The sequence below is a fragment of the Pseudomonas sp. JC1203 genome, assembly GCF_056175065.1.
The window spans coordinates 29,206-54,371 of sequence record NZ_JBWCAM010000015.1 but is presented as its reverse complement, the minus strand read 5'-3'; the positions used below and the strand labels follow the sequence as shown (position 1 = coordinate 54,371).

Sequence of the window (25,166 nt, the reverse complement as noted above, 5' to 3'; positions counted from 1 at the left end):
CGCCCCGGCGGCCGCCCCTTTTTGGGGGGGGGGGCTTGCCAGCGAGCTTTTAGGCTTTAAAAGCTCGCTGGCAAGCCAGCTCCCACAGCGTTTTTGATCTCCCGTTTATTTTCTGTACAAGAAGTCCTATGCAAAGCAGCAGCAATCTCTTCCCGGTCGCCTTGCTCAGCGCCGAGCGCCGTGGCGACCTGAGCGAAGACGTCTACCGCATCAAGGCTGCCAACAGCCCGGATGCCAGCGTTGAATTGGCCGTGACCCGGCTGGGCCTGGCCGACCAGGTACAGCCTGGGGCCGTGCCTGTCATCCTGCTGCATGGCAGCTTCTCCAACCGGCGTTTCTGGGTATCGCCACGCGGTATCGGTTTGGGTGCCTGGCTGGTGCGCGAGGGGTTCGATGTGTGGATCCCGGAAATGCGCGGCCACGGCCTGTCGCCGCGTAACCTGGATTACCCGCGCAACCGCGTCGCCGACTACGCCCGCTACGACCTGCCGGTGATTGGTGCGTTCGTGCAGGAGCAGACCGGCCGCGCGCCGCACTGGATCGGCCACTCCCTGGGTGGCATCAGCCTGGCCGCAGCCCTGGGCGGCGGTTACCTGGAGCAGGCCAACGTCGCTTCGGCGGCACTGTTCGGTTGCCAGGTCAGCCGCACCTACTGGCCGCTGAAAATGCCGCCGCTGGAATGGAGCGCGCGCCTGCTGCTCAAGCGTTTCGCGCACATCTCCGGCTCGCGTCTCAAGCGCGGCCCCGAGGATGAGCCCATCGGCCTGGCCCTGGAGGCCATGCGCTGGTACGGCCTGTTCGGCCGTTTCGGCGATGGCAAGGAAGACTGGTGGGCGGGCCTGGCCGAGGTGCAGGTGCCGCTGCTGGCTGTCACGGCCAGTGGTGACCACCAGGACCCGCCATGGGCCTGCCGCAAGCTGTTCGAGGCCTTTGGCGGCGAACAGCGGCAGTTCGTGCAACTGGGGCGCGAGCACGGCTTCGCCGACAACTTCGGTCACGTTGAAATGCTGGTCAGCAAGGCGGCCCAGGCCGAGGTCTGGCCGTTGGTGGGGCGCTGGTTGAACAACCCGCAGGCGCCGCTGCTGGCGCACGCGCAACAAGTGCCGGTGGGTGCGTGACTTCACGGTCAGCGGTGGGGCGGCTAAGCTATGTCGATTGCGCGTGCGTTGGCAGCAATGCGCGCAGGGTGTAAACGCAGGGTTGGCCGGCTCGTTCCTACAGTAGCGGTCGCCTTTTCGATCGACCGTGTCTTTAGCTGACAGGAGTTACCCCATGCATTACCTCACTCCCGATTTGTGCGATGCCTACCCCGAGCTGGTCAAGGTGCTGGAACCGATGTTCAGCAACTTTGGCGGGCGCGATTCCTTTGGTGGCGAAATCGTCACCATCAAGTGCTTCGAGGACAACTCCCTGGTCAAGGCCCAGGTCGAGCTGAACGGCAAGGGCAAGGTGCTGGTGGTGGATGGCGGTGGTTCGCTGCGCTGCGCGCTGCTGGGCGACATGCTGGCGGACAAGGCCGCCAAGAGCGGCTGGGAAGGGCTGGTGATCTACGGCTGCATCCGTGACGTCGATGCCATCGCCCAGACCGATGTCGGCGTGCAGGCCCTGGCCAGCCACCCGTTGCGCACCGAGAAGCGTGGCTTGGGTGACCTGAACGTGCCGGTGACCTTCGCCGGTGTCACGTTCAAGCCGGGAGAATTCATCTACGCCGACAATAATGGCGTTATCGTGTCGCCCAGTGCATTGAAAATGCCGAGTTAAGCGGTTCGCAATCGATCAATTGGGGTATGGATGTTCGAGGAAGAGAACGCGCAGTGGGGCCTGGTCCAGGCCCTGGTGCTCGACGGTAAAGGTGGCGCGCGGCAGATCGCCCGCGCCCAGTTGGATGAACTGGTTCTGGAACCGCAGGAAAGCCTGTGGTTGCACTGGGACCGTGGCCATCCGCAAACCCAGGCGTGGTTGCGCAATGACAGCGGGCTGAACGAGTTCAGCTGTGACCTGCTGCTGGAGGAAAACACCCGGCCACGGCTGCTGCCGTTGCCCGATGACCAGTTGCTGCTGTTCCTGCGTGGCGTCAATCTCAACCCCGGTGCCGAGCCTGAAGACATGGTTTCGGTGCGTATTTTCGCCGAAGCCCGGCGGGTCATCTCCCTGCGCCTGCGCCCGCTGCGTGCCACCGATGAACTGATGGTGCTGCTGCAGCAAGGCCGCGGGCCGCGTACTTCGTCCGAACTCATCCTGTACCTGGCCCAGTACCTCACCGAGAAGGTGCAGACCCTGGTGGGCGAGCTGAGCGAGGTGGTGGACGACGAAGAAGACAAGATCGACGCCGACGAGCAATACACCCCCGAGCACGGCAACATTCTGCAGATCCGCCGGCGTGCCGCCGGGCTGCGGCGCTTCCTGGCACCGCAGCGGGAAATATTCGGCCAGCTGTCGCGCAACAAATTGCCCTGGTTCGTCGAAGACGACGCCGACTACTGGAACGAGTTGAACAACAGCCTCACCCGTTACCTGGAAGAGCTGGAACTGACCCGTGAGCGCGTGGGCCTGGTGCTGGAGGCGGAAGACCGGCGCTTGAACGAGCGCATGAACCGCACCATGTACCGTTTCGGCATCATCACCTGTGTGTTCCTGCCCATGAGTTTTCTCACCGGCTTGCTGGGCATCAACGTCGGCGGCATACCGCTGAGTACTAGCCCGTACGGCTTCATGGTGGCCTGCACGCTGATGGTGGTGCTGGGCGTGGGGCAGTGGTGGCTGTTTCGTCGATTGCGCTGGGTTTAGCTGCCGTTCAGGACACATATGGTTGCATATGCCTACCGGATCGATGTGACCCGCCTGCGACAGCTCTCGTCTTTGACTGATAATTCGTGAGGTGCCTATGCACGATCCGTTTGAAGAATCACTGCGTGACATGCTCAAGGCGTCATCGTCCCCGGGACGGGATGACGACGCCTGCCTGGGCCGTGTTCTCAAGACCGCCAATCGCCAGGTCGGCGCTGGCGATCTTTTCAGCCTGATGGGCCGCTGGTTGCAGGCCTTCATGATCGCCGTGGAAAATGGATCGGGCCACGTGGCGCCAGTCTCGCGACGCACACCCACTGCTCGTACTGCTGATAAGGCTGATTGACTATGCAACTTGATCTCTGGACTCAGAGCCTGGTGACGGCCATGACCGCACTGTGGACGAAGGTCGCGAATTTCATCCCCAACCTGTTCGGTGCGTTGGTGGTGCTGCTGCTGGGCTTCGTCGTCGCCAAGCTGCTCGATACCCTGTTGTCCAAGCTGCTGGCCAAGCTGGGCCTGGACCGCCTGATGGCAGGTACCGGGTTGACCAAGCTGATGAGCCGCGGCGGCATACAGGTGCCGATCTCCACCCTGGTGGGCAAGATCGTCTATTGGTTCGTTTTGCTGATTTTCCTGGTTTCCGCCGCTGAATCGCTTGGCTTGCAGCGAGTTTCAGCTACGCTCGACATGCTGGCGCTCTATTTGCCGAAGGTTTTCGGTGGCGCGCTGGTGTTGCTGGTAGGCGTGCTGCTTGCGCAACTGGTCAATGGCCTGGTGCGTGGCGCCGCCGAAGGGGTGGGCCTGGACTACTCGGCAGGCCTTGGGCGAGTGGCCCAATGGCTGGTCATCGTCATCAGTATCTCGGTGGCCATTAGCCAGCTCGAGGTCAAGACCGACCTGCTGAACCACGTCATCGTCATCGTTTTGATTACCGTTGGTCTGGCCGTTGCACTGGCCATGGGCCTCGGCAGCAAGGAAATTGCCGGGCAGATCCTGGCAGGAATTTACGTGCGGGAGTTGTACCAGGTGGGGCAACAAGTGCGAATTGGAGAGGTTGAAGGCCAGATCGAGGAGATCGGCACGGTCAAGACGACGTTGCTGACCGACGAGGGGGAACTGGTTTCCCTGTCGAATCGGATCCTTTTGGAACAGCGGGTTAGTAGCCGCTGAGCCGGCGAATTCTGCTACTGTATGCCGCCGCAAAATGGCCCGGGTGTCGGGCCATGGTGGATATTGACCTGACTGTCGGCCCGACTTGTTTTGAATAAAGTTCATTCGTTGCCCCTGCGTTACGACCCCCGCACGCTCACTGACGAGGAGCTGGTGGCGCGTTCGCATGTGGAGCTTTTCCACGTCACACGTGCTTACGAAGAGCTGATGAGGCGCTATCAGCGCACCCTCTTCAACGTGTGTGCGAGATATTTAGGGAACGATCGTGATGCTGATGATGTCTGTCAGGAGGTGATGTTGAAGGTGTTGTACGGTCTGAAGAATTTCGAGGGTAAATCGAAGTTCAAGACCTGGCTCTACAGCATCACCTACAACGAATGTATCACGCAGTACCGTAAAGAACGGCGCAAGCGCCGCCTCATGGATGCATTGAGCCTCGACCCACTCGAGGAGGCATCCGAAGAGAAGGCGCCGAAACCGGAGGAGCGTGGTGGATTGGATCGTTGGCTGATACATGTCAATCCAATCGACCGAGAGATACTTGTGCTTCGATTCGTCGCAGAGCTTGAATTTCAAGAGATTGCGGACATCATGCACATGGGGTTGAGCGCGACGAAAATGCGATACAAGCGTGCGCTCGACAAGCTACGTGAGAAATTTGCAGGTATCGCCGAAACTTAGTTCGGTGCAAATATCTCTAACGTGGGGGCTAGTTCTGCTAGACTGGCCGCCGAGTTGTCCCCCGTGTTAGGGGGTACTGCTTAACAATCACCAGATGGGGATTTAACGGATGAAACTGAAAAACACCTTAGGCATTGCCATTGGTTCTCTTGTTGCCGCAACTTCTTTCGGCGCTTTGGCACAAGGCCAAGGCGCGGTCGAAGGTGAAGCCTTCTACCAGAAGAACTACAACGACAGCGTCAAGCACGTTGAAGATGGTCGTACCGCCGGCGGTTCGCTGGGTTACTTCCTGACTGACGACGTTGAAGTCATCCTGGGCTACGGCAAGACCAACTACACTCGTTCGAACGACGGTACTGGCAGCCAGAAAATCCACGGTGACACTGGCTCCCTGACCGCCATGTACCACTTCGGTACTGTTGGCGATGCCATTCGTCCGTACGTTTCCGGTGGCTTCGCTCACCAGAGCCTGAGCAACGTTCAGGCTGACGGCCACAGCGGTCGCGACAGCTCCACCTTCGCCACCATCGGCGCTGGCGCCAAGTGGTACATCACCGACAACCTGTACGCTCGTGCCGGTATCGATGCTGACTACAAACTGGACAACGGCAAGTGGGACTACGCTCCTACCATCGGCCTGGGTGTGAACTTCGGCGGCAACGGTGGCAAGGCTCCAGCTCCTGCTCCAGCCCCAGCACCTGCTCCAGTTGCTGAAGAGCCAGCTCCAGCTCCAGCTCCAGAAGTCGTTCGCGTTCAGCTGGACGTGAAATTCGACTTCAACAAGTCGGTCGTCAAGCCAAACAGCTATGCTGACATCAAGAACCTGGCTGACTTCATGAAGCAGTACCCACAGACCACTACTCGTGTTGAAGGCCACACCGACAACGTCGGTCCAGACGCCTACAACCAGAAGCTGTCTGAGCGTCGTGCTCTGGCCGTTAAAAACGTGCTGGTCAACCAGTACGGCGTGCAGGGCAACCGTGTCGACTCGATCGGCTACGGCAAGACCCGTCCAGTTGCTGACAACTCGACTGATGCTGGCCGCGCCGTTAACCGTCGCGTAGAAGCTGAAGTAGAAGCTCAATCCAAGTAATTGGATAAAGCTTGAAAAAAACCCGGCCTAGGCCGGGTTTTTTTTCGCCTGGAATTTTTTGCTCAAGACGCGGCCTGCGGCCACTGCTACCTACTGTGGGAGCTGGCTTGCCAGCGAGCTGTTGACGCCCTGAAAACTCGCTGGCAAGCCAGCTCCCACAAAGACAGTTGCTGCTACGGCGATGTGAAAGCAGCGTCAAGCGTGCTGCAGCACCCACACCAGCAACACCAGGTTCACCAGCAGCGACCCCAGCGCCAACCCCCGCCACACCCTCAACGGCTCGCGCGCAAGCAACGGCACGCCACGCGCCTGCGGGCCCTGCCGCTCGCCCTGTTCCAGCACCAGCAACCATTCCTCTGCCGTCTCGAAGCGTTGTGCCGGGTCGGCCGCCACGCTGCGCGCCAGCATGGCGTCCAGCCAGTCCGGCACGTCGGGGCGGTAACGGTGGGCGTTGGCCGGGATGCCGAAGCGCGGGTGCTGGAAGGCCTCGATTTCGCCATACGGATAGTGCCCTGTCAGCAGCTGGTACAGGCACACCCCCGCGGCGTACAGGTCCTGCTGCGGTGCGGGCGCGGCACCGGCGAAGCACTCCGGTGCCAGGTAGCTGGGGGTGCCCGGCAGGGTGTAGGGGCTGTCAGCGGAAAGCCCGGGGCTGAACGCCAGCCCGAAGTCCAGCACCCGCAACTCGCCGTCGTCCGCCAGCAGCAGGTTCTGGGGTTTGATGTCGCGGTGAATGATGTTGCGTCGGTGCAGTGCCCCCAGTGCCCGCAACAGGCCCTGGGCAATGACCTGCCACTGCGCCAGGGGTAATGGGCCTTGTTGCTCCAGGCACTGGGCCAGCGTCTGCCCGCGGTAATCGCGCATCACGTAGTACAGGTGCTGGCGGCCGGGCAGGCCGTGCACCTGGGGGAAGTGGCGGCCGGCCACGCGGCGCAGGAACCATTCTTCCATCAGCAGCGCCTGCTGCGCGCCAGCTTCATCGTGGCGGTCGGCGGGCAGCGTCTTCAGCAGCCAGCGTTGCCCCTGGCCGTCCTCCACCTGGTACAGCAGCGATTGCCGGCTCTGCGCCAGCGCTGCCACTACGTGCCAGCCTTCGAACACCTGGCCGGGCTTCAGTGTGCGTGGCAGGGGCCACTGGCGCAGCTGCTGCAGGGTGTCGCCGAGGTTGTCGGCGCCACGTTTGTCAATCCGCACCAGCAGGGCGCTGGCGTTGTCCTGGCTGCCGGCCAGGTGCGCGGCGTTGACCAGGGTCTGGGCTGCCTGCTGAAGGTGCTCGGCGTGGTCGCTCAGCACGGCGGCGATCTGTGCATTGCCCAGTGTGGCCCACACGCCATCGCTGAGCAGCAGGAACACCTCGCCGTCCTGCAGCTCACCGTCCTGATAGTCCACCACCAAATGCCGGTCGAGGCCCAGGGCGCGGGTCAGCACGTGTTCCATGCCGGCCGACTCCCACACATGGTCTTCGCTGATCTGCCGGAGCTGGCCCGGTTGCCAGCGGTACACGCGGCAATCGCCGACATGGGCCAGGGTGAAGCGTTGGCCGCGCAGCACCACGGCACTGAGGGTGGTGAGCAGCGGCTGGCCGCCGCCGTTGGCCTGCAGCCAGCGGTTCTGCGCGGCCAGCAGGCGGTCCAGCGACTGCGCCACGCCCCAGGTCTGCGGCGTGGCGTAGTAGTCCAGCGCCAGCGCCTGCAACGTCGAACGCGCGGCCAGGCCGCCGTCGGCGCACTGGCTGACGCCATCGGCCAGGGCGAACAGGTAGCCCTTGCTGGCCGCGAGTTCAGGGGCCGGAGTCACCAGGCGCAAGGCGTCCTGGTTCTCCTGGCGCGGGCCGCACGCGCTGGCCTGGGCACAGCTCAATTGCAGCGCCATGGTCAGACCCGCGCCGCCGTGACGGCCGCCGAGCCCCAGGTGGTGCGCCAGCGACGCTTGACCCCGTGCAGGCCGAACCACGCCACTACCGCCAGCCCGGCGAACAGCCACAGGCCCCACTGGTAGTCACCGGTGTGCTGCTTGATCATGCCCAGGCCAGCTGCCAGCAGGAAGCCGCCGATGCCACCGGCCATGCCGATCAGCCCGGTCATCACGCCAATCTCCAGGCGGAAGCGTTGCGGCACCAGCTGGAACACCGCACCGTTGCCGGCGCCCAGGCCCAGCATGGCGCCAACGAACAACGCCAATGCCGCGTACGAGTTGCCCAGGTGGAAGCCCACCGCAGCAATGCAGATCGCTGCCACGCTGTACATGGCCAGCAGGCTGCGGATGCCGCCAAAACGGTCGGCCAGGGCGCCGCCCAAGGGGCGCATCATGCTGCCGCCGAACACGCAGGCAGCGGTGTAGTAGCCGGCGGTCACCGGGCTCAGGCCATACTGGTCGTTGAAATAGCCGGGCAGGGCGCTGGCCAGGCCAATGAAACCGCCGAAGGTCACGCTGTAGAAGAACATGAACCACCAGCTGTCACGGTCGCCCAGCGCCTTCAGGTAGTCGGCCACAGCCTTGGGCCTGGGCCGTTGCGGAGCGTTGCGGGCCAGCAGGCTGAACACCAGCAGCACGGCCAGCAGCGGCAGCAGTGCGAAGCCGAAGACGTTGTTCCAGCCAAACGCTGCGGCCAGTGCCGGGGCGAACAACGCGGCGAACACCGTGCCCGAGTTGCCGGCGCCGGCGATGCCCATGGCCTTGCCCTGGTGCTGGGCCGGGTACCATTGCGACGCCAGCGGCAGCGACACCGCGAACGAGGCGCCCGCCACGCCCAGGCCCACGCCCAGCAGCAACGCCTGCTCGTAGCTGTGGATGCCGAAGTGCCAGGCGCAGAACAGCGCCACGATCACCGTGCACTGGCCAATCAGGCCGGCGGTCCGCGGCGACAGGCGATCCACCAGCACGCCCATCACCAGGCGCAGGATGGCACCGGCGAGAATGGGCGTGGCGACGATCAGGCCGCGCTGCTGGGTGGTCAGTTGCAGGTCATTGGCGATCTGCACGGCCAGCGGGCCCAGCAGGTACCAGACCATGAAGCTCAGATCGAAATACAGGAAGGCGGCGAACAGGGTAGGGGCGTGGCCGGATTTCCAGAAGCTTGTGTTCATCGAACACCTCGACAGGGACAGCAGGGGCCGAAAACGAAAAAACGCCGCAACCCGGCTCGCCAGGGCGAGAAGGGTGTGCGACGTCTTTGTCGTTCAGTGTGGGGGCAACCGCCGTTGGCTACCTAGCTGATACAAAGCAAATCCTGGGCCAGGCCTGGGGACGCGGCCTGCGGCTGCTGCTACGGGGGGTATCAGCCCAGGAGTTCGCTCATGGCAATGATCTGCTCCGCCACCTGTATCAGCTTCTGCTGGCGGCTCATGGCCTGGCGGCGCATCAGGGTGTAGGCCTCTTCTTCCTTGCAGTCCTTCATCTTCATCAGCAGCCCCTTGGCCAGCTCGATGCGCTTGCGCTCGGCCAGTTGCTGGTCGCGGGCCTGCAGCTGGGCGCGCAGGGCCTGGTCGCTCTCGAAGCGGGCCATGGCCACGTCCAGGATCGGCTGCAGGCGCAGGGCCTGGATGCCTTCGACGATGTAGGCGCTGACCCCGGACTTGATCGCCTGGCGCATCACCTGCGGGTCGTGCTCGTCTGTGAACATGACAATGGGGCGTGGCTGGTCCCGGCTCACCAGCACCACCTGTTCCATCACATCGCGCCCCGGTGACTCGGTATCGATCAGAATCACGTCGGGGCGCACCGTTTCGACGCGCGCCGGCAGGTCGATGGTCAGGCCCGACTCGTCGATTACCTCGAAACCGGCCTCCACCAGCGCCGACTTCAGGCGCCCGACCTTGCGCGGAGTGTCGTTGATCAACAGGATACGCAGCATAGTGGTCGTCTCCCGTCAGTCATTGGCCAGGGCATGCAGGGCAAAACTGCGCGCGTAGCCTGCGGGGTCGCTGCCGTCCCAGACCTTGCCGTCGATCAGCTGGCTGCTGCGCAGGTCATCAAGGGCCACCGGCACACCGACACTGGCGGCTGCGCTGCGGTACAGCGCGGTCTGCTGCACCTGGCGGGCGATGCCCAGGTAGTCCGGGTCATGGCGCAGCAGGCCCCAGCGGCGGAATTGGGTCATGAACCACATGGCGTCGGACAGCCACGGCTGGTTGACGCTGCCGCCGGCGAAGAAGCGCAGGGCGTGGGGATCGTGCCATTGGTGGCCAAGGCCGTCGTCGTACTCACCCATCATGCGCGGTTCGATGGAGGCCAAGGGCGCATCCAGGTAATCCGCGCCGCTGAGCAGTTGCGCGGTGCCGCGGCGGTTCTCCGGGCTTTGCTCGATGAAGCGGCTGGCCTGCAGCACGCTGGCAACCAGGGCGCGTGCGCTGTTGGGGTGCTGGTCGACGAAAGCCTGGGTGCAGGCCAGGACTTTTTCCGGGTGGTCGGGCCAGATCGCCTGGCTGGTGCTGAGGGTGAAGCCCAGGCCCTGGTCCACGGCGCTGGCGGCCCAGGGCTCGCCCACGCAGAAACCGTCGATGCGCTCGGCCTGCAGGTGCGCCACCATCTGCGGCGGGGGCACCACCACACTGTCGACGTCGTCGAGCGGGTGGATGCCCTGGGCGGCCAGCCAGTAATTGAGCCACAGGGCGTGGGTGCCGGTAGGGAACGTCTGGGCGAAGGTCAGGCGTGCACCTTGCTGGTGCGCGTGGCGCGCCAGTGCTTCGGGGTTGGTCACGCCCACCGCTTGCAGGGTGGGCGACAGGTTGATGCTCTGGCCGTTCTGGTTCAGGCCCATCAGCACCGCCATGTCGTTGGCCGGCGTGCCGCCAATGCCCAGGTGCACGGCGTAGACCATGCCATACAGGCTGTGGGCGGCATCCAGTTCGCCACTTAGCAGTTTGTCGCGCAGCCCGGCCCAGGACGCCTGCCGCCGCAGGTTCAGGGTCAGGCCGTGGGGCTGGGCGAAGCCCTGGGTGGCAGCGACCACCAGCGGGGCACAGTCGGTGAGGGCCATGTAGCCGATGTTCAGGCTGGTTTTCTCCGGCGCATCGCTGCCGGCCACCCAGGCCAGGGGGGTGTGGGGTTCGGTCATGTGGGGGTTCCGTATGGAAGTACCCAAAGTGACGCAAGAGGTATGCCAGTGCACCGGGACGGTGCTGGGGGCGGACGCCGCCTGCGGCAGCTGCTACCAGGGCGCAAATGTGGCTATAATGCCGGCCCCCGACGATCTTCCAACGAGTCATGCCCGCCCATGTATAACCTGGCCCGCCAGCTGTTGTTCAAACTCTCTCCGGAAACCTCCCACGACCTGTCCCTGGACCTGATCGGCGCAGGTGGCCGCCTGGGGCTCAACGGCTTGCTGACCAAGGCGCCGGCGCGCCTGCCCGTGACCGTCATGGGCCTGTCGTTCGACAACCCGGTGGGCCTGGCCGCAGGCCTGGACAAGAACGGCGCGGCCATCGACGGTTTCGCGCAGCTGGGCTTCGGTTTCGTCGAGATCGGCACCGTCACCCCGCGCCCACAGCCGGGCAACCCCAAGCCGCGCATCTTCCGACTGCCTGAAGCCACCGCCATCATCAACCGCATGGGCTTCAACAACCTGGGCGTCGACAACCTGCTGAACCGCGTACGCGCCTCGCAGTACAAGGGCGTGCTGGGCATCAACATCGGCAAGAACTTCGACACCCCGGTGGAACGCGCCGTCGACGATTACCTGATCTGCCTGGACAAGGTCTACGCCCACGCCAGCTATATCACCGTCAACGTCAGCTCGCCCAACACCCCGGGCCTGCGCAGCCTGCAGTTCGGCGAGTCGCTCAAGCAGCTGCTCGACGCCCTGGCCGAACGCCGCGAGCAGTTGGCCGCCCAGCACGGCAAGCGCGTGCCGGTGGCCATCAAGATTGCCCCGGACATGAGCGACGAGGAAACCGTGCAAGTGGCCCAGGCCCTGCTGGGCGCCGGCATGGACGCGGTCATCGCCACCAACACCACCCTGGGCCGCGAAGGCGTCGAGGGCCTGGCGCACGGTGACGAGGCGGGCGGCCTTTCCGGCGCGCCGGTGCGCGAGAAGAGCACCCACATCGTCAAGGTGCTGGCGGGTGAACTGGCCGGGCGCATGCCCATCATCGCCGTGGGTGGCATCACCGAGGGCAAGCACGCGGCCGAGAAGATCGCCGCCGGTGCGAGCCTGGTGCAACTGTACTCGGGCTTCATCTACAAGGGCCCGGCGCTGATTCGCGAGGCAGTGGACGCCATCGCCGCGCTGCCACGTGGCTGAAGCCATTTGAAGCAGGCATAAAAAAGGGGCCCGCTAAGGGGCCCCTGGGCTCTCGCCCGCCGCCCGTTGGGGCGCGCATGGTTGATCAGAAAGAATGTAAGAGAAAAATCGTCCTCGTCAGCCGACCGCGTGAAGTTCGTTGAGTCTGTGGATACCCGCAGTGCCGGTCATACCGTCCCAGTTGTCGCCGCGTCCTTCACGCCAGCCGTTGATCCAGGCTTGACGAACTGACGGTAGAGTAAAAGGGCAAAGCTCACGGGATTTGCCATGGATGCCATATTGGTATCCGCGTAAAAATGCTCGTTCCAACGGATCACGCTTAAGTCTTCTCATAGGGTGTTGCCCTCGTCTGTTGACTGTTATGTCCCGTCGGCCTCGTCTGAGGCCGGGCAGAGTCGTTCTGCCGGTTTTAGAGGCTCGCTGCCGGCGTGGCGAGCAGTGGTGCCGTACCGTTGCGGTGCGGCCTGTAGGGATTTCTAAACAATGCGTTCTTCCCTGTGAACGACCGTTTTGTCATAAGGACGTAACGATTATGGTGTCTCAACCATAAGTAAACGGATGCTTCACGAGTGGGCAGCGGTGAAACCCGGCTATGATCAGCCTTGCAGCCGCAGTAATGGGACGTTGCCATCAGGCATTGATGGCTAAATGCTTTTCAGTATTAAGCGACGAAGGGTCATTTTCAGCCCCGTCGTTTTGCAGAATTTTTTTCTGCCGGGACGATCAAAGGCTGTTCGACAGCCGCTTTCTGGTCCCGGCGGTCGACACCACGGTGGTGTCACACGGGCGCTTCCAAAGAAAAGCGCCTGGTTAAACTCGGGAAGGGTGATGCGTTGCCCTTTCACTTATGGCTCAAACCCTGGATACCCCATGTCGGATCGTTACGAACTCTTCCTCACCTGCCCCAAGGGCCTCGAAGGCCTGCTTGCTGAGGAAGCCACCGCGCTTGGCCTCGAAGACACCCGCGAACATACTTCCGCCGTGCGCGGCATGGCCGACATGGAAACGGCCTACCGGCTGTGCCTGTGGTCGCGCCTGGGCAACCGCGTGCTGCTGGTGCTCAAGCGCTTTGCCATGAAGGACGCCGAAGACCTGTACCACGGCGTGCAGGACGTCGAATGGGCAGACCACCTGCTGCCTGACGGCACCCTGGCGGTGGAGTTCAGCGGCCATGGCTCGGGTATCGACAACACCCACTTCGGCGCCCTGAAGGTCAAGGACGCCATCGTCGACAAGCTGCGCACCCCGGAAGGCGAGCGCCCCAGCGTCGACAAGCTCAACCCCGACCTGCGCGTGCACCTGCGCCTGGACCGTGGCGAGGCGATCCTGTCCCTCGACCTGTCTGGCCACAGCCTGCACCAGCGCGGCTACCGCCTGCAGCAGGGCGCGGCGCCGCTGAAGGAAAACCTGGCGGCAGCGATCCTGATTCGCTCCGGCTGGCCGCGCATTGCCGCCGAGGGCGGCGCGCTGGCCGACCCGATGTGCGGCGTGGGCACCTTCCTGGTGGAAGCGGCGATGATCGCCGCCGACATCGCCCCCAACCTCAAACGCACCCGCTGGGGCTTCAGCGCCTGGCTGGGCCACGTGCCGGCGCTGTGGCGCAAGCTGCACGACGAGGCCCTGGCCCGCGCCGACGCCGGCCTGGCCAAGCCGCCGCTGTGGATTCGCGGCTACGAAGCCGACCCGCGCCTGATTCAACCGGGCCGCAACAACGTCGAGCGTGCCGGCCTCAGTGACTGGATCAAGATCTACCAGGGCGAAGTCGCCACCTTCGAGCCGCGCCCGGACCAGAACCAGAAAGGCCTGGTTATCTGCAACCCTCCCTACGGCGAGCGCCTGGGGGACGAGGCCAGCCTGCTGTACCTCTACCAGAACCTCGGCGAGCGCCTGCGCCAGGCCTGCCTGAACTGGGAAGCGGCGGTGTTCACCGGCGCCCCGGACCTGGGCAAGCGCATGGGCATCCGCAGCCACAAGCAGTATTCGTTCTGGAACGGCGCGCTGCCGTGCAAACTGCTGCTGATCAAGGTGTTGCCCGACCAGTTCGTCACCGGCGAGCGTCGCACCCCCGAGCAGCGCCAGCTTGAGCGCGAGCAGGCCGACGAGCAGGCCACCCAGCCAGCTGCCGACCCGTACGCCCGCGTCAACAAGAACGGCAACCCGATCAAGCCGGCGCCGGTTGTGGTCGAGCAGGCGCGCCTGAGCGAAGGCGGGCAAATGTTCGCCAACCGCCTGCAGAAAAACCTCAAGCAGTTGGGCAAGTGGGCCCGCCGCGAGAAGGTCGACTGCTACCGCGTGTATGACGCCGACATGCCCGAGTACGCCCTGGCCATCGACCTGTACCACGACTGGGTGCACGTGCAGGAATACGCCGCGCCAAAGTCCATCGACCCGGAAAAGGCCCAGGCCCGTCTGTTCGACGCCCTGGCAGCCATCCCCCAGGCGCTGGGCATCGACAAGAGCCGCGTGATCATCAAGCGTCGCGAGCGCCAGAGCGGCACCAAGCAGTACGAGCGCCAGAGCGCCCAGGGCCAGTTCACCGAAGTGCAGGAAGGCGGCATCAAGCTGCTGGTGAACCTCACCGACTACCTGGACACCGGCCTGTTCCTGGACCACCGCCCGATGCGCATGCGCATCCAGCGCGAGGCCGCGGGCAAGCGCTTCCTCAACCTGTTCTGCTACACCGCCACGGCCAGTGTGCACGCGGCCAAGGGCGGCGCGCGCAGCACCACCAGCGTCGACCTGTCGAAAACCTACCTGGACTGGGCACGCCGCAACCTGTCGCTGAACGGTTTCTCTGACAAGAACCGCCTGGAGCAGGGCGATGTGATGGCCTGGCTGCAAGCCAGCCGTGACGAATACGACCTGATCTTCATCGACCCGCCGACCTTCTCCAACTCCAAGCGCATGGAAGGCGTGTTCGACGTGCAGCGTGACCACGTGCAGCTGCTGGACCTGGCCGTGGCCCGCCTGGCGAAGGACGGGGTGCTGTATTTCTCCAACAACTTCCGCAAGTTCCAGCTCGACGAGCACCTGGGCGAGCGCTACAACGTGGAAGAGATCAGCGCCCAGACCCTGGACCCCGATTTCGCCCGCAACACCAAGATTCACCGTGCCTGGAAAATTCAGGCCCGATGAACGGTAGCCCGCGCCAGTCCTGACTGTCGTACATTTTGGCTACATCGCGAAAGGGCTCCCATGGAGCCCTTTTTGCTGCACCCCATGATCAACAATTTCGCTTGATGACTCACTAGGCAAACTACTGGCAAATAGCTATAACTGAGCCAAAGCCAAAGTGATACGAAGCACGCCGGCGTTGTGAGTTCCGCTTATGTCGTTGCATGCCGTTCGCCCGAAAATTCTTGGCTTTATCAGCGAGGACGCGTCTGCCTGGCTTATTGCCGCGCTAGCCCTGGCGGCTGGCGCCGTGGTCACCAGCCTGGTGGCGCTGGGTACCTCCGAGCTGTACCAGCGTCAGCTGCGGCAACGCTTCGAGTTGCTGGCCAATGAACGCTTCAGCCGCATCGAAGAGCGCTTCGAGGACCAGACCCAGCGGCTGGCTGGCCTGCGCCGTTTTTTCAGCTACTCCGACAACGTCAGCCGCCACGAATACGAAGGTTACGCCGGCCCGTTGCTGCTGCGCACCCAGGCCTATTCCTGGCTGCCGCGCGTCACCCAGGCCCAGCGCGCCGCCTTTGAGCAGGCGGCCCGTGATGAAGGCAACGAGGACTTCGCCATCCGCGATCAGCTGCCTGATGGCACGCTGGTGCCCGCAGCCACGCGCGACGAGTACTACCCGGTGTTCTTCACCCAGTCGCAGACACGGCTGAAACTGCCCCTTGGCTTTGACGTGAATTCCCAGCCCTCGCGGCATGAGACCCTGCAGCGCGCCCTGAAGACCGGCGACCTGGCCGTGACCCCGCCGGTGAACCTGGTGGGCGTGGCCTTGCGCAACAGCCGCGGCGTGCTGATGGTGGCGCCGGTGCCGGGCAAGGACGGCGGGCCGCCGCAGGGGTTCGTCTCTGCGGTAATCAGCCTGGGCCAGCTGATGGGCGATGGGCTGCCGGCGCAGAACGACGACAACCTGCATGTGCGCATCCTCGACCTGTCGACGGTGGGCGAGCATGAGGTGCTTTACGAGTCCAGCAACGCGGCACCTACCGACGGCCTGATCGCCACGCACTTGCTGCGCCTGGCCGACCGTGACTACCAGCTGGACATCAGCCCCAGCCCGCTGTTCGCCGAGGCCAACCACACCTCGCCGCTGAACGTGGTAGTAACCCTGGGCGCCTTGCTCAGCCTGATGCTCAGCGCGTTGCTGTACAGCCTGGTCAGCCAGCGCCAGCGTGCGCTGAAACTGGTGGAACAGCGCACCTCGCAGTTGCGCAGCAGCGAGCAGGCCCTGCGGATCACCCACAACCAGCTGAGCAGTGTGCTCAACGCCGCTACCCAAGTGGCGATTATCGCCACCGACCTGAACGGCCTTATCACCATCTTCAATGCCGGTGCGGAGCGCATGCTCGGTTACCGCAGCAACGAGGCGGTGGGGCACCTGACCCTGCAGAACCTGCACCTGAGCGAAGAGCTGGTGGCGCGCGCCTGCACCCTGCGCGCCTATTACGAGCGCGATATCCCGCTGGCCCAGGCCATGCTGGTGGAAACCCCCGGCGAGGGCGGCGACCAGGCCCGCGAGTGGACCCTGGTGCGCCGCGACGGCAGCACCGTGGCGGTGAACATGTTGGCCACCACCGTGCTCGACGAGAAAGGCCAGTGGGTAGGGCACCTGGCGGTGTGCATCGATATCACCGAGCGCAAGCGCGTACACGAAGCCCTGGCTGCCCGCGACCAGCTGCTGCGCAAGCTCAGCGCGGAGGTGCCCGGTGGCATCTACCAGTTCCGCCTGGACCCGGACGGCCATACCAGCTTCAGTTGGGCCAGCGATGGCATCCGCGATATCTACGAAATGGAGCCCAGCGCCCTGCGCGAGGACGGCCGGCTGGTGATGCAGCGCATCCACCCGGACGACGCCGAGCGGGTGCTGGAGTCCATCCGCTATTCCGCCCAGCACCAGACCCCGTGGCGCGAGGAATACCGCGTACAACTGCCGCGCCAGGGCCTGCGCTGGGTGCGCGGCGAGGCCACGCCGGAGCCCACTGCTGGCGGCGGCACGCTGTGGCATGGCTACCTCACCGACATCTCCGACCTCAAGCGCGTGGAGGAAGAGCTGCGCGCGCTGTCGGTCACCGATGTGCTTACCGGCATCCACAACCGCCGCTATTTCCAGGAACGGCTCAAGGTTGAATTGGACCGCGCCGAGCGCGATCACCTGCACCTGGCGGTGATCATGCTGGATATCGACCACTTCAAGCGCATCAACGACCAGTTCGGCCATGCCGTGGGCGACCGGGTGCTGAAGACCATTTGCGAGAAAATCAGCCACCGCCTGCGCCGTACGGACGTCTTTTGCCGGCTGGGTGGCGAAGAGTTCATGGTGCTGTGCCCGGGCAGCAACGCCGAGCAGGCCCACGCGCTGGCGCTGGAACTGTGGCAGGGCCTGCGCCACACCCCGGTGGACGGCGTGGGCATTGTCACCGCCAGTTTCGGTGTGGCCAGCTGGCGCTGCGGCGAGGGCGCCGATGCGCTATTACTGCGCGCCGACTCCGGCGTGTACGCGGCCAAGCAGGGTGGGCGTGACCGGGTGGAGCCGGAGCTGGCGTGAATCAGGCCTCAGTGGTCCAGGGCTTTCGCGGCCTCGACGCCCTTGGCGGTCAATTTGACCGGGTAAGTCACCGCTGGCAGGTGATCGGTGATGCTCACCGTGCCATGGTGGATATAGCCTTCATCCTGTAAATGCTTGAGCATGCCGGCCACGGCCTTTTCGCCGGTGTAGTTATCCAGCACTTCCTTGCCCAGGCCTTGGGGGTGAGCGTGCAGCAGGCGGGTGAGGACTTCTTTCTCCAATGGTTTATTGCTCATGAATACCTCATTCTGCGGTTCGGGCGCGCAGGGTTGCGCGGCCTCCTCGTAAGTTCCGACCCGGGCACGCTCCAGGGATTCACTCGGATATGCCCAAGGCAACTCCTGACGCGCGGGGCGATCAAAACAGGACCAGTCCCCAGCAACCCAGGTGCACCATGACCTCCGACCCGCTCGATCGCTCCAGCAACCCCCTGGCCCCGGACCCGGTACCGCCGCGCGTACCCGACGCCCGCCCGGGCGACGAAAACCTGCCGCCCTTGCCCCTGGACAAGGACCCGGAGCTGGACCCGGACAAGGTCCGCACTGAAACCGACGACGGCGAAATGAGCCCCGACGACCCTCGTTGAGCCATGCCGACAGGCGGTGCTAAGCTGCCAGGCCGTCTTGCCTTGAGCGCCCTGCCGTGAACCTTGCGACCCTGCTGCTGTTCGTGCCCGCCTGCTTTGCCCTGAACATGGCCCCGGGGCCGAACAACCTGCTGTCCTTGAACAACGCCAGCCGCTACGGCTTCGGCACCCCATGCCTGGCTGGCGCCGGGCGGCTGCTGGCCTTCGCCGGCATGATCGCGCTGGCTGCCATGGGCCTGGCGGTGGTGCTGCATGCGTCGGAAAAACTGTTTTTGCTGGTGAAGGTGGCAGGCGCGCTGTACCTGTTCTACCTGGCCGTGCAACTGTGGCGCGCCCCTGTGGACGGCCAGGCGCCAGGTGGGCCGGGCGGCCGTGGGTTGTTGCGGCTGGCGGGGCAGGAGTTCTGGGTGGCGGCGGGCAACCCGAAGGCCATTCTCATCTTCACCGCCTTCCTGCCGCAGTTCGTCACCGTCGACGGCCCCACCTCGGTAGGCCAGCAATTCTTCTGGCTGGGGGCGATGTTCCTGCTGCTGGAGTGGCTGGCCATCGCCATCTACGCCTGGCTGGGCAGCCACCTGCAACGCTGGTTCAGCGAGCCACGGCCCCGGCGGGCGTTCAACCGCTCCAGCGCGGTGCTGTTGAGTTGCGCGGGGGTGGGGTTGCTGGCGGCGCGGCGTTGAGCATGTGGTCCAGCAAGGCGGATTCCTCGCGGTAAACCCGTTCATATTCGGCGAGAGCCTCGGGCTCCGCCAAGGCCTTTACTTTAAGCATGCTCTACCAACTCACCCTGCCCCCCACAGTCCCCCCCAGCCCCTGACCCTCATCCGTATCCAGGCTGCGACTGTACCCCAGGCCCAGGTTGACGCTTACCCCGCGACCTAGCCGCGCACTGATTCCCGCACCCAGTTGGGCGGTGCTCGCCCGGTGCTCGGTGGTCAGGCGGTCGCCATGGTCGAAGCTGACGCTGTCCTGGCCGCCCAGCGTGTGCCACAGGTCGGCCTGCAGCCACGGCTGCAGCGGCATGCCAAAGGCCTGATAGCTTCCCACCAGGCGCGCACCTAGCCTGGCGCGCCACCAGGGTTCGGCGCTGAAGCTGATTCGCGATACCGGGTCGTTGGCGCTGTCCAGCTGGATGTGTTGCACGGTCAGCTGTACCTGCGGCTCCAGGGCCCAGTGCGTTGTCAGCGGCAAGGGTTGGCCTGCCTCAAGGGAAGCCGCGCTGCCATGGCCATGCAGGTCCAGGTTCCAGCCGCGGGCGGAGCGGCTGCGGCCATCGAAGCGCGTGCCCATGAGCACGGCATCGAGGTAGCTGCGGGTCGGGCTGACCAAGGTCCAGTAAGCGCCCAGGCTGTCGCCGCCCAGGTTCAGCGTGCCAGCCTCATGCCCCTGGAAACCCAGCGCGAAGCCCTGCACATCCCCTGAGAGGCGAGCATGGCTGACGAATAGCCCGGCGTGCTGTTGCCAGCCGCCGGCATCGCCTTCGGCAAACAGATCATGGCCCGCCTGCCAGCCCCCCACCGAGCCGTGCAGGCGCGGCGAGGCGTCGCCCTGCCAGTTTTGACGCAGTTGGCTGCCGAAGGTGCGGGCCCAACCGGCGGCACTGGCGCTGCGCTGGTCGAGTAACGCCTGGTCGCCCTGGCGCGCATGAAAGCTGCCCAACGTGGTCTGGGCGAGCAGCGCTGCGGCGGGCACGCTGGCGGCGTAGTTGGGGACTTCCACGCGGTACAGCGGGATCGCTTCCCCGGGAGCTGGCATTGGCAGGGGGGGAGTGCCGGGGGCTGCGACGGGTGGTTGGGCGGCTGGCGATGTGGCCGGGAGAACAGGCGCGGCAGGTATGCTTGGCACGTTTGGCACGTTTGGCGGCTCGGGTACCTGGGGCGTGCCGGTGGGCATGGAGGGCGTTGCGGGAGGCGCGGCCACGGGTGGTGGGGGCGCCACGACACTGGAGCGCAGGAACCAGCTGTTTTCGCTGCCCGCGGTGACACCGCCCTTGAACAGGTAGTACTGATAGGCCCCTGCCGACACGTTGCTGCCCAGCGTGAAGGCGCTGTCGGTGCTGGTTGCGCCCAGGCTGGCCTGCACCACTTCGATGCCGTTGGCCGTGGTCAGGGCGCCCAGGCCGCCCGCGTTGCCCACGGCGAGGCTGGTGGTGCCGGAGACCGTACCTTGAGTCACCACCAGCATGTCGGATGGCGCACCGTCACCAGCCAGCACGCTGTTGACCTTCAATTGCCCATCGGCGCCGCTGTAGTTGCCCGCAATGGTCAAGCGGTTGGCCCCAGCGATGCCGCTACGCGTCAGGTCCAGCAGCCCGGCGTTGGTCACGGTGACATTTTGGCCGGCAGCGGCGGCGACGACACTGCCCGTGGTGGACCCCAGCGTGCTGCCGGCCTGGATATTCAGGTGGCCGGTAAGGCTGCCGGGGTCACCCAGCGTGAGTGTGTCGGCCAGGTCCAGGGTGCTGGCATTGCTCAGGTTCACTGTTTCCCACAGCAGGTAGCGGTCGGCGCGGCCGATGGCGCTGTGGTCGAAGGTCAGCGTATCGTCGCCCAGGTTGCCCAGCAGCGCCGGCAGGTTGCCAATTCGTGTTTCGTCGAGGTTCGCCAGGCGGGCAGTGTCATTGCCATCGCCCAGCGATACCAGGCCCCTGAGCGTGCCGCCGCCGTCCCAATCGAAGTGGTCATTACCGGTGCTCATCAGCACTTGCCCGGCCACTTCGCCGCCAGTAATGGTCAGCACATCGGCGCCGCCGCTCATGCTGATGTTGCCGCCGATGCGCCCGCCCGACAGGCTGACGGTGTCCCTTCCCAGGCCGGTCACCAGGTTGCCCAGGATGGTGCCGCCAGCCATGACGAACACATTGTTGTCCAGCTTCATGTCGACCCGGCCGATGCTGCCGCCGCTGAACTGGGCCACATCGCCGTCCTCGAACGCACCGACGATGGTGCCGCCGGTCATGCTGAACTGGTCGCGACCATCGCCCTGGGACACCGAACCCACGCTGCCGCCGCTCATGCTGAAGGTATCGATGCCAGTGCCCTGGATGACTGCCCCGGTGATGGTGCCGCTGGCGACTTCGACCCGGTCGGTGCCGCCACCGAAGGTCACGCTGCCATTAATGGTGCCGGTGCCATTCGCGGGCAGGGTGAGGGAGTTGCTGCCAAGCGTGTCGGTGAGGCTGGTGGCAGCGCCGCTGTCACAGGTATAGGTGTCGTTGGCGGCGCTGGGCGCCAGGATGCAGGCGGCATGCGCCTCCTGGTACAGCACTGGGAGCAGGCCGCAGATCAGCAGGGGTTTGCAGTTCATTACGACCGCCCGACAGCAGGGAGTGTACGGGGGTTATAAGGCTGTGTAACAAATCCAACAACTGTAAGAAGTGACAGTTGCCGCAAAAAAAGACCAATGCCCTCGGGGTTGGGGATCTCCGGGCATTGGCCATTCAAGGGCAAACGTTGAGACATCCTGTCTCGACACTGCAACGATAGCCGCTGCGCCAACTATGAGCCAGCTAACAATTAGTGAAACACCTTTTCAAACCGCACAATAATCGGATCCTAATCGTGCGGCGGCTCGACGCCCAGCTGGGTCCACATGCGTGGGGTCAGGCGCTGGCGGTAGTCGTAGCCCTGCCACGGGTCTTCGGCAAGCTGCTCCAGGCGTTCCAGAATGTTGCCGACATGCCAGTGCCGTGCGCCGCTCAGGCTCGCCAGTTCGTGCCGGGCGATGGGCGTGGACACTGGCAGGCCGGGGCGTGCGCGCACCGAATAGGCGGCCACCGTGCTGGCGCCCCGCTGGTTGCGCAGGTAGTCGACGAAGATACGCCCGACCCGGTAGCGCGGGCCCTGGGTGGCGGTGAAGCGCTCGGGCAGTTGGGTCATCAGGTAGTGAGCGATGGCCTTGGCAAACGCAAGCACCTGGGCCCAACGGGTGTGACGTGCCAGTGGTACGATGACGTGCATGCCCTTGCCGCCGCTGGTCTTCAGGTAGCTGCGCAGGCCCAGTTCGTCCAGTAGCGCCAAGGCTTGCGCGGTGGCGTCGAGTACAGTGGGCCAGGGCAGGGCGGGGTCCGGGTCAAGGTCCAGCACCAGGCGGTCAGGGGCGTCCAGGCGGTCGCTGCGCGCGCCCCAGGCGTGGAACTCCACGGCGCCACGTTGCACCGCTTCGATCAGCGCGGGCAGGCGGTCCACCTGCATCAGCTGCGCATGGCCGGGGTCCAGCGCCGGTGGCAGCAAGGTGATGTGCGGCAATGCCAGGTGTTCGGTGTGGCGCTGCAGGAACAGGTCGCCCTCCACGCCATGGGGCGCGCGCATCAGGGCGACGGGGCGTTGCCGCAGCTGCGGCAGTAGCCAGGCGCCGATCTGCTGGTAGAGCCGCGCAAGCCCGGCCTTGTCGGTCTGGCTGACGCGGTCAAGAATGCGCTCGGGTTGGCTCAGGGACACCCCGGCCACCGATTCGCGGTGGCCATCGCCGAAGTCGTGGGCGGGCTCGTCGGTGTGGCGGGCCTGGCTTTCGGTCATCAGCGGGGCGTGGCTGGCGTCGGTATGGCAGTCCAGTTTGATCCAGTCCAGGTTGCGTTCACCGTCGCGGTACAGGCTGCCACGGCGCTTGCCGATCACGCCTTCATGGTTGAGGGTGCAAACGCCCTCTAGAATGTCCGGGGTGCTGGCGGTGAAGCTGTCGGAATAGCGCAGCAGCGGATGTTTCACGCTGCCCAGCAGTTTCCTCAGGCGCGCCCGTCGTTGCTCCAGCGGGTGCTCGCGCAGGTCCTCGCCGTTATGGAACGGCAGGTCGAACAGGTAGTACTGCAAGTCCATGCAGCGGCCCGCCTCGAAGGCTTCCTGCAGCGCGCGGTAGTCGGCCACGCCTTCGGCATTGGCTTGCACCAGTTTGCCGTCCAGCCAGCTTTCGTTGAGCTGCAGGGCAGCGATGGCCTGCACCTGGTGTGGCAGTTCGGCGGTCCAGTCCAGGCCTTCGCGGTTGAACAGGCGTACCTCGCCGCCGCTGATGCGGCTCATCAGCCGGTAACCGTCATGCTTGATTTCGAACAGCCACTCGCCTTCGGGCGGTTGCTCGACACGGGTGGCCCGTTGCGGCGCCAAGTGGGGCGGGATGGGTGCTGGCTCTGAGGGGGTGTCGGCAGGGGGGCTGCGACGATCTTCGCTCAACGGCTTGGCCATGATGTGTATTCCTGGGACTGAACCTCGGGGATCTGTTGTGCTGTGCGATATTTTCAGCTGACCATGGCCGGGCCGGTTAAGTTTCAGCGAGCAGGCAGAGTGCATTTTGCAACGACACGGGCTCGCGACGTGGCAATCTGCATGATGGCTTTTCGCCTATTAATGGCTATGTCATTGATTTTGAACGGTGCGCGGGCCGTCGCTGGCGGGGCATGGAAGCTGCACAGGAAAAGTGCAGGATCCCTGCCATCAGACCGGTGGTGCAGCGCGCAATCAAATAGCCATCTAGGCTGCACGAAGCCGCTGAAACAATCACGGACGCAACCGATAAGAAATGGAGCTTTGCCATGTTGTCTACACTTGAACTGCGCAACATCATTGAATCAAGCTTTCTGCCCCAGCGCTGCCAATGCACCCAGGCCCAGGACCAGTCCCTGACGGTCAGGGTGTTCGACCGCACCTCCGACCGCGTGGATCTCACCGTCACCGGCATCAGCGCCCAGCAGCTCAATAGCAGCCGCGCGATTTCCAACCTGATCGCAGGCTTGCGGGCGGACCTTGCGCACCGCCACCTGAACCAGGTGCGCAGGGTGAACGACAGCCTTTGATGGCTGCAACGCGGGCATAAAAAAAACCGGCGGCCCCGTGAGGGGCGCCGGTTTTTTGTTGCGCAGCGTGCGCTCAGCGCGAGGTCTGCATCTGCCGCAGCATGGCGCGTTCGCCATTGCCCACGCTGACGAAGGCCAGGCCCAGGGCCAGTTCGGCGAACACCGAGATCAGGATGCCCGGGCCGGCATGGCCGCTCAGCCAGTCGAACAGCCCCAGCATTGCCATGGCCAGGCAGCCCACCATGAACCCGCGCACCATGGCCGCGCGTGCCGGCGAGGGCGGGCAGGCGCGAACACTGAAGAACATCACGCCAACGCCCAGCAGCAGGGCGGCGATGCGCCTGCCCAGCAAGGCGGCGGCTTCACTGTGGGGGATGTCCCAGAAGGCGAGCAGGCGTTCGGCACAGGTGCCCCATACAAGGGCGAGGGCGAAGCAGAGGAAGGCGCAAAAAAGAGCGAGGCGACGGAAAGTCAGCGGCATTTCGAGTCCTTGAAAAAGTGGTGCGTCCAGCGGAAACGCTGATAGTAGCGCGGTCGCGGCCCTGCGCGCATGTGAATTTGGTATCGGTTTTACAAACCCTGTCGCAAAGTTCACATCGATGAGTGCCGGGGCGGCTGGCACAATCACTGCCGTCATTACCCATCATTGCGTTCAGTCGCACAGCACAGGAGTCCACATGTCCATTACTCGTCATGGCACTGGCAGTACCGGCGCCGGCGGCCAGCCGCTGCCCTTCGCCCGCGCAGTGGAGGCCGATGGCTGGCTGTATGTCTCCGGCCAGGTGGCCATGGAAAACGGCGAGATCATCGACGGCGGCATCGTCGCGCAAACCCACAGGACCATGCAGAACCTCATCGCCATTCTCAACGAGGCGGGCTACGGCCTGGAGCACGTGGTGCGGACTGGCGTGTGGCTGGACGATGCGCGTGATTTCTGGAGCTTCAACAAGGTATTCGCCGAATACTTCCCGCCGCACCTGGCGCCGGCCAGGGCCTGCGTGCAGTCGAGCATGGTGGTGGACTGCAAGGTCGAGATCGACTGCGTGGCCTACAAGTCCAAATCCTGAACGCCCGCCGCTGCAC

23 protein-coding genes are annotated in these 25,166 nt (G+C 64.6%); 14 read left to right on the top strand and 9 right to left on the bottom strand.

Translation table 11 applies throughout. The features are described from left to right. The first annotated feature begins 128 nt into the window (after positions 1-128). The 7 genes from AC0SZ7_RS21390 (at position 129) to AC0SZ7_RS21360 (ending at position 5,734) form a co-directional block, all read left to right on the top strand. Entirely contained in the window at positions 129-1,118 is a 990-nt protein-coding gene (locus tag AC0SZ7_RS21390) for an alpha/beta fold hydrolase (protein ID WP_475506248.1), read from the top strand. 154 nt (positions 1,119-1,272) lie between these two features. After that, positions 1,273-1,761: a ribonuclease E activity regulator RraA gene (rraA, locus tag AC0SZ7_RS21385; RefSeq protein WP_416423320.1), complete on the top strand. Its 489-nt coding sequence runs from the start codon at positions 1,273-1,275 to the stop codon at positions 1,759-1,761. A 30-nt stretch (positions 1,762-1,791) separates the two neighbouring features. Further along, complete coding sequence (locus AC0SZ7_RS21380; RefSeq protein ID WP_475506247.1) at positions 1,792-2,787, top strand: zinc transporter ZntB; 996 nt, start codon at positions 1,792-1,794, stop codon at positions 2,785-2,787. Between the two features lie 91 nt (positions 2,788-2,878). Continuing rightward, positions 2,879-3,133, top strand: coding sequence for a CrfX protein (locus AC0SZ7_RS21375; RefSeq protein WP_475506246.1), 255 nt, complete (start codon positions 2,879-2,881; stop codon positions 3,131-3,133). A 2-nt stretch (positions 3,134-3,135) separates the two neighbouring features. Next, positions 3,136-3,960 carry a mechanosensitive ion channel family protein gene (locus AC0SZ7_RS21370; RefSeq protein WP_475506245.1) on the top strand — a complete coding sequence of 275 codons (825 nt, stop codon included), beginning with the start codon at positions 3,136-3,138 and terminating at the stop codon, positions 3,958-3,960. A 90-nt stretch (positions 3,961-4,050) separates the two neighbouring features. Next, positions 4,051-4,641, top strand: coding sequence for an RNA polymerase sigma factor SigX (gene sigX, locus AC0SZ7_RS21365; protein ID WP_008368464.1), 591 nt, complete (start codon positions 4,051-4,053; stop codon positions 4,639-4,641). 109 nt (positions 4,642-4,750) lie between these two features. Beyond that, on the top strand, positions 4,751-5,734 hold the full coding sequence (locus AC0SZ7_RS21360) for an OmpA family protein (protein ID WP_475506244.1): 984 nt from the start codon (positions 4,751-4,753) through the stop codon (positions 5,732-5,734). Positions 5,735-5,929: 195 nt separating this feature from the next. On the opposite strand, the gene AC0SZ7_RS21355 is transcribed toward AC0SZ7_RS21360, so the two are convergent. The 4 genes from AC0SZ7_RS21355 to AC0SZ7_RS21340 form a co-directional block, all read right to left on the bottom strand. Further along, positions 5,930-7,606 carry a bifunctional protein-serine/threonine kinase/phosphatase gene (locus AC0SZ7_RS21355; RefSeq protein WP_475506243.1) on the bottom strand — a complete coding sequence of 559 codons (1,677 nt, stop codon included), beginning with the start codon at positions 7,604-7,606 and terminating at the stop codon, positions 5,930-5,932. 2 nt (positions 7,607-7,608) lie between these two features. Next, complete coding sequence (locus tag AC0SZ7_RS21350) at positions 7,609-8,820, bottom strand: nitrate/nitrite transporter (protein WP_475506242.1); 1,212 nt, start codon at positions 8,818-8,820, stop codon at positions 7,609-7,611. A gap of 191 nt (positions 8,821-9,011) precedes the next feature. After that, a complete protein-coding gene (locus tag AC0SZ7_RS21345; protein ID WP_475506241.1) occupies positions 9,012-9,587 on the bottom strand; it encodes an ANTAR domain-containing response regulator in 576 nt (191 codons plus the stop codon). Between the two features lie 15 nt (positions 9,588-9,602). Further along, a complete protein-coding gene (locus AC0SZ7_RS21340) occupies positions 9,603-10,790 on the bottom strand; it encodes a CmpA/NrtA family ABC transporter substrate-binding protein (RefSeq protein ID WP_475506240.1) in 1,188 nt (395 codons plus the stop codon). A gap of 159 nt (positions 10,791-10,949) precedes the next feature. Here AC0SZ7_RS21340 and AC0SZ7_RS21335 point away from each other — a divergent pair, with 159 nt between their 5' ends. After that, positions 10,950-11,975, top strand: coding sequence for a quinone-dependent dihydroorotate dehydrogenase (locus AC0SZ7_RS21335; RefSeq protein ID WP_475506239.1), 1,026 nt, complete (start codon positions 10,950-10,952; stop codon positions 11,973-11,975). A 117-nt stretch (positions 11,976-12,092) separates the two neighbouring features. Here AC0SZ7_RS21335 and rmf read toward each other — a convergent pair whose 3' ends face one another. Beyond that, complete coding sequence (gene rmf, locus AC0SZ7_RS21330; protein WP_008368461.1) at positions 12,093-12,308, bottom strand: ribosome modulation factor; 216 nt, start codon at positions 12,306-12,308, stop codon at positions 12,093-12,095. A gap of 537 nt (positions 12,309-12,845) precedes the next feature. Between rmf and rlmKL the strand changes: the two genes are divergently transcribed. Both rlmKL and AC0SZ7_RS21320 read left to right on the top strand, forming a co-directional pair. Beyond that, entirely contained in the window at positions 12,846-15,110 is a 2,265-nt protein-coding gene (rlmKL, locus tag AC0SZ7_RS21325; RefSeq protein WP_475506238.1) for a bifunctional 23S rRNA (guanine(2069)-N(7))-methyltransferase RlmK/23S rRNA (guanine(2445)-N(2))-methyltransferase RlmL, read from the top strand. 193 nt (positions 15,111-15,303) lie between these two features. Continuing rightward, on the top strand, positions 15,304-17,691 hold the full coding sequence (locus AC0SZ7_RS21320) for a sensor domain-containing diguanylate cyclase (protein ID WP_475506237.1): 2,388 nt from the start codon (positions 15,304-15,306) through the stop codon (positions 17,689-17,691). Between the two features lie 8 nt (positions 17,692-17,699). On the opposite strand, the gene AC0SZ7_RS21315 is transcribed toward AC0SZ7_RS21320, so the two are convergent. Further along, positions 17,700-17,948, bottom strand: a complete 249-nt coding sequence (locus AC0SZ7_RS21315) for a hypothetical protein (protein WP_475506236.1) — start codon at positions 17,946-17,948, stop codon at positions 17,700-17,702. A gap of 158 nt (positions 17,949-18,106) precedes the next feature. Here AC0SZ7_RS21315 and AC0SZ7_RS21310 point away from each other — a divergent pair, with 158 nt between their 5' ends. Both AC0SZ7_RS21310 and AC0SZ7_RS21305 read left to right on the top strand, forming a co-directional pair. Continuing rightward, positions 18,107-18,298: a hypothetical protein gene (locus AC0SZ7_RS21310; RefSeq protein ID WP_475506235.1), complete on the top strand. Its 192-nt coding sequence runs from the start codon at positions 18,107-18,109 to the stop codon at positions 18,296-18,298. Positions 18,299-18,354: 56 nt separating this feature from the next. After that, a complete protein-coding gene (locus AC0SZ7_RS21305) occupies positions 18,355-18,978 on the top strand; it encodes a LysE family translocator (RefSeq protein ID WP_475506234.1) in 624 nt (207 codons plus the stop codon). Positions 18,979-19,072: 94 nt separating this feature from the next. Here AC0SZ7_RS21305 and AC0SZ7_RS21300 read toward each other — a convergent pair whose 3' ends face one another. Then, entirely contained in the window at positions 19,073-21,604 is a 2,532-nt protein-coding gene (locus AC0SZ7_RS21300; RefSeq protein WP_475506233.1) for an autotransporter family protein, read from the bottom strand. Between the two features lie 248 nt (positions 21,605-21,852). After that, positions 21,853-23,475 (bottom strand): non-homologous end-joining DNA ligase, encoded by a 1,623-nt coding sequence (ligD, locus tag AC0SZ7_RS21295; protein ID WP_475506232.1) that lies wholly within the window; start codon positions 23,473-23,475, stop codon positions 21,853-21,855. A 347-nt stretch (positions 23,476-23,822) separates the two neighbouring features. Here ligD and AC0SZ7_RS21290 point away from each other — a divergent pair, with 347 nt between their 5' ends. Then, on the top strand, positions 23,823-24,083 hold the full coding sequence (locus AC0SZ7_RS21290; RefSeq protein WP_475506231.1) for a DUF1652 domain-containing protein: 261 nt from the start codon (positions 23,823-23,825) through the stop codon (positions 24,081-24,083). 73 nt (positions 24,084-24,156) lie between these two features. On the opposite strand, the gene AC0SZ7_RS21285 is transcribed toward AC0SZ7_RS21290, so the two are convergent. Next, entirely contained in the window at positions 24,157-24,564 is a 408-nt protein-coding gene (locus AC0SZ7_RS21285; protein ID WP_475506230.1) for a hypothetical protein, read from the bottom strand. A 196-nt stretch (positions 24,565-24,760) separates the two neighbouring features. On the opposite strand from AC0SZ7_RS21285, the gene AC0SZ7_RS21280 reads away from it, so the two are divergent. Beyond that, complete coding sequence (locus AC0SZ7_RS21280) at positions 24,761-25,150, top strand: RidA family protein (protein ID WP_475506229.1); 390 nt, start codon at positions 24,761-24,763, stop codon at positions 25,148-25,150. Positions 25,151-25,166 lie beyond the last annotated feature (16 nt).

What these genes read in the sequence shown, in the direction of transcription:
- AC0SZ7_RS21345 (WP_475506241.1), bottom strand. Translation starts at nt 9,587, where the DNA reads ATGCTGCGTATCCTGTTGATCAACGACACTCCGCGCAAGGTCGGGCGC.
- AC0SZ7_RS21350 (WP_475506242.1), bottom strand. Translation starts at nt 8,820, where the DNA reads ATGAACACAAGCTTCTGGAAATCCGGCCACGCCCCTACCCTGTTCGCC.
- ligD (WP_475506232.1), bottom strand. Translation starts at nt 23,475, where the DNA reads ATGGCCAAGCCGTTGAGCGAAGATCGTCGCAGCCCCCCTGCCGACACC.
- AC0SZ7_RS21300 (WP_475506233.1), bottom strand. Translation starts at nt 21,604, where the DNA reads ATGAACTGCAAACCCCTGCTGATCTGCGGCCTGCTCCCAGTGCTGTAC.
- AC0SZ7_RS21320 (WP_475506237.1), top strand. Translation starts at nt 15,304, where the DNA reads ATGTCGTTGCATGCCGTTCGCCCGAAAATTCTTGGCTTTATCAGCGAG.
- AC0SZ7_RS21340 (WP_475506240.1), bottom strand. Translation starts at nt 10,790, where the DNA reads ATGACCGAACCCCACACCCCCCTGGCCTGGGTGGCCGGCAGCGATGCG.
- AC0SZ7_RS21335 (WP_475506239.1), top strand. Translation starts at nt 10,950, where the DNA reads ATGTATAACCTGGCCCGCCAGCTGTTGTTCAAACTCTCTCCGGAAACC.
- rlmKL (WP_475506238.1), top strand. Translation starts at nt 12,846, where the DNA reads ATGTCGGATCGTTACGAACTCTTCCTCACCTGCCCCAAGGGCCTCGAA.
- rraA (WP_416423320.1), top strand. Translation starts at nt 1,273, where the DNA reads ATGCATTACCTCACTCCCGATTTGTGCGATGCCTACCCCGAGCTGGTC.
- AC0SZ7_RS21285 (WP_475506230.1), bottom strand. Translation starts at nt 24,564, where the DNA reads ATGCCGCTGACTTTCCGTCGCCTCGCTCTTTTTTGCGCCTTCCTCTGC.
- AC0SZ7_RS21290 (WP_475506231.1), top strand. Translation starts at nt 23,823, where the DNA reads ATGTTGTCTACACTTGAACTGCGCAACATCATTGAATCAAGCTTTCTG.
- AC0SZ7_RS21315 (WP_475506236.1), bottom strand. Translation starts at nt 17,948, where the DNA reads ATGAGCAATAAACCATTGGAGAAAGAAGTCCTCACCCGCCTGCTGCAC.
- AC0SZ7_RS21360 (WP_475506244.1), top strand. Translation starts at nt 4,751, where the DNA reads ATGAAACTGAAAAACACCTTAGGCATTGCCATTGGTTCTCTTGTTGCC.
- AC0SZ7_RS21310 (WP_475506235.1), top strand. Translation starts at nt 18,107, where the DNA reads ATGACCTCCGACCCGCTCGATCGCTCCAGCAACCCCCTGGCCCCGGAC.
- rmf (WP_008368461.1), bottom strand. Translation starts at nt 12,308, where the DNA reads ATGAGAAGACTTAAGCGTGATCCGTTGGAACGAGCATTTTTACGCGGA.
- AC0SZ7_RS21390 (WP_475506248.1), top strand. Translation starts at nt 129, where the DNA reads ATGCAAAGCAGCAGCAATCTCTTCCCGGTCGCCTTGCTCAGCGCCGAG.
- AC0SZ7_RS21380 (WP_475506247.1), top strand. Translation starts at nt 1,792, where the DNA reads ATGTTCGAGGAAGAGAACGCGCAGTGGGGCCTGGTCCAGGCCCTGGTG.
- AC0SZ7_RS21370 (WP_475506245.1), top strand. Translation starts at nt 3,136, where the DNA reads ATGCAACTTGATCTCTGGACTCAGAGCCTGGTGACGGCCATGACCGCA.
- AC0SZ7_RS21280 (WP_475506229.1), top strand. Translation starts at nt 24,761, where the DNA reads ATGTCCATTACTCGTCATGGCACTGGCAGTACCGGCGCCGGCGGCCAG.
- AC0SZ7_RS21355 (WP_475506243.1), bottom strand. Translation starts at nt 7,606, where the DNA reads ATGGCGCTGCAATTGAGCTGTGCCCAGGCCAGCGCGTGCGGCCCGCGC.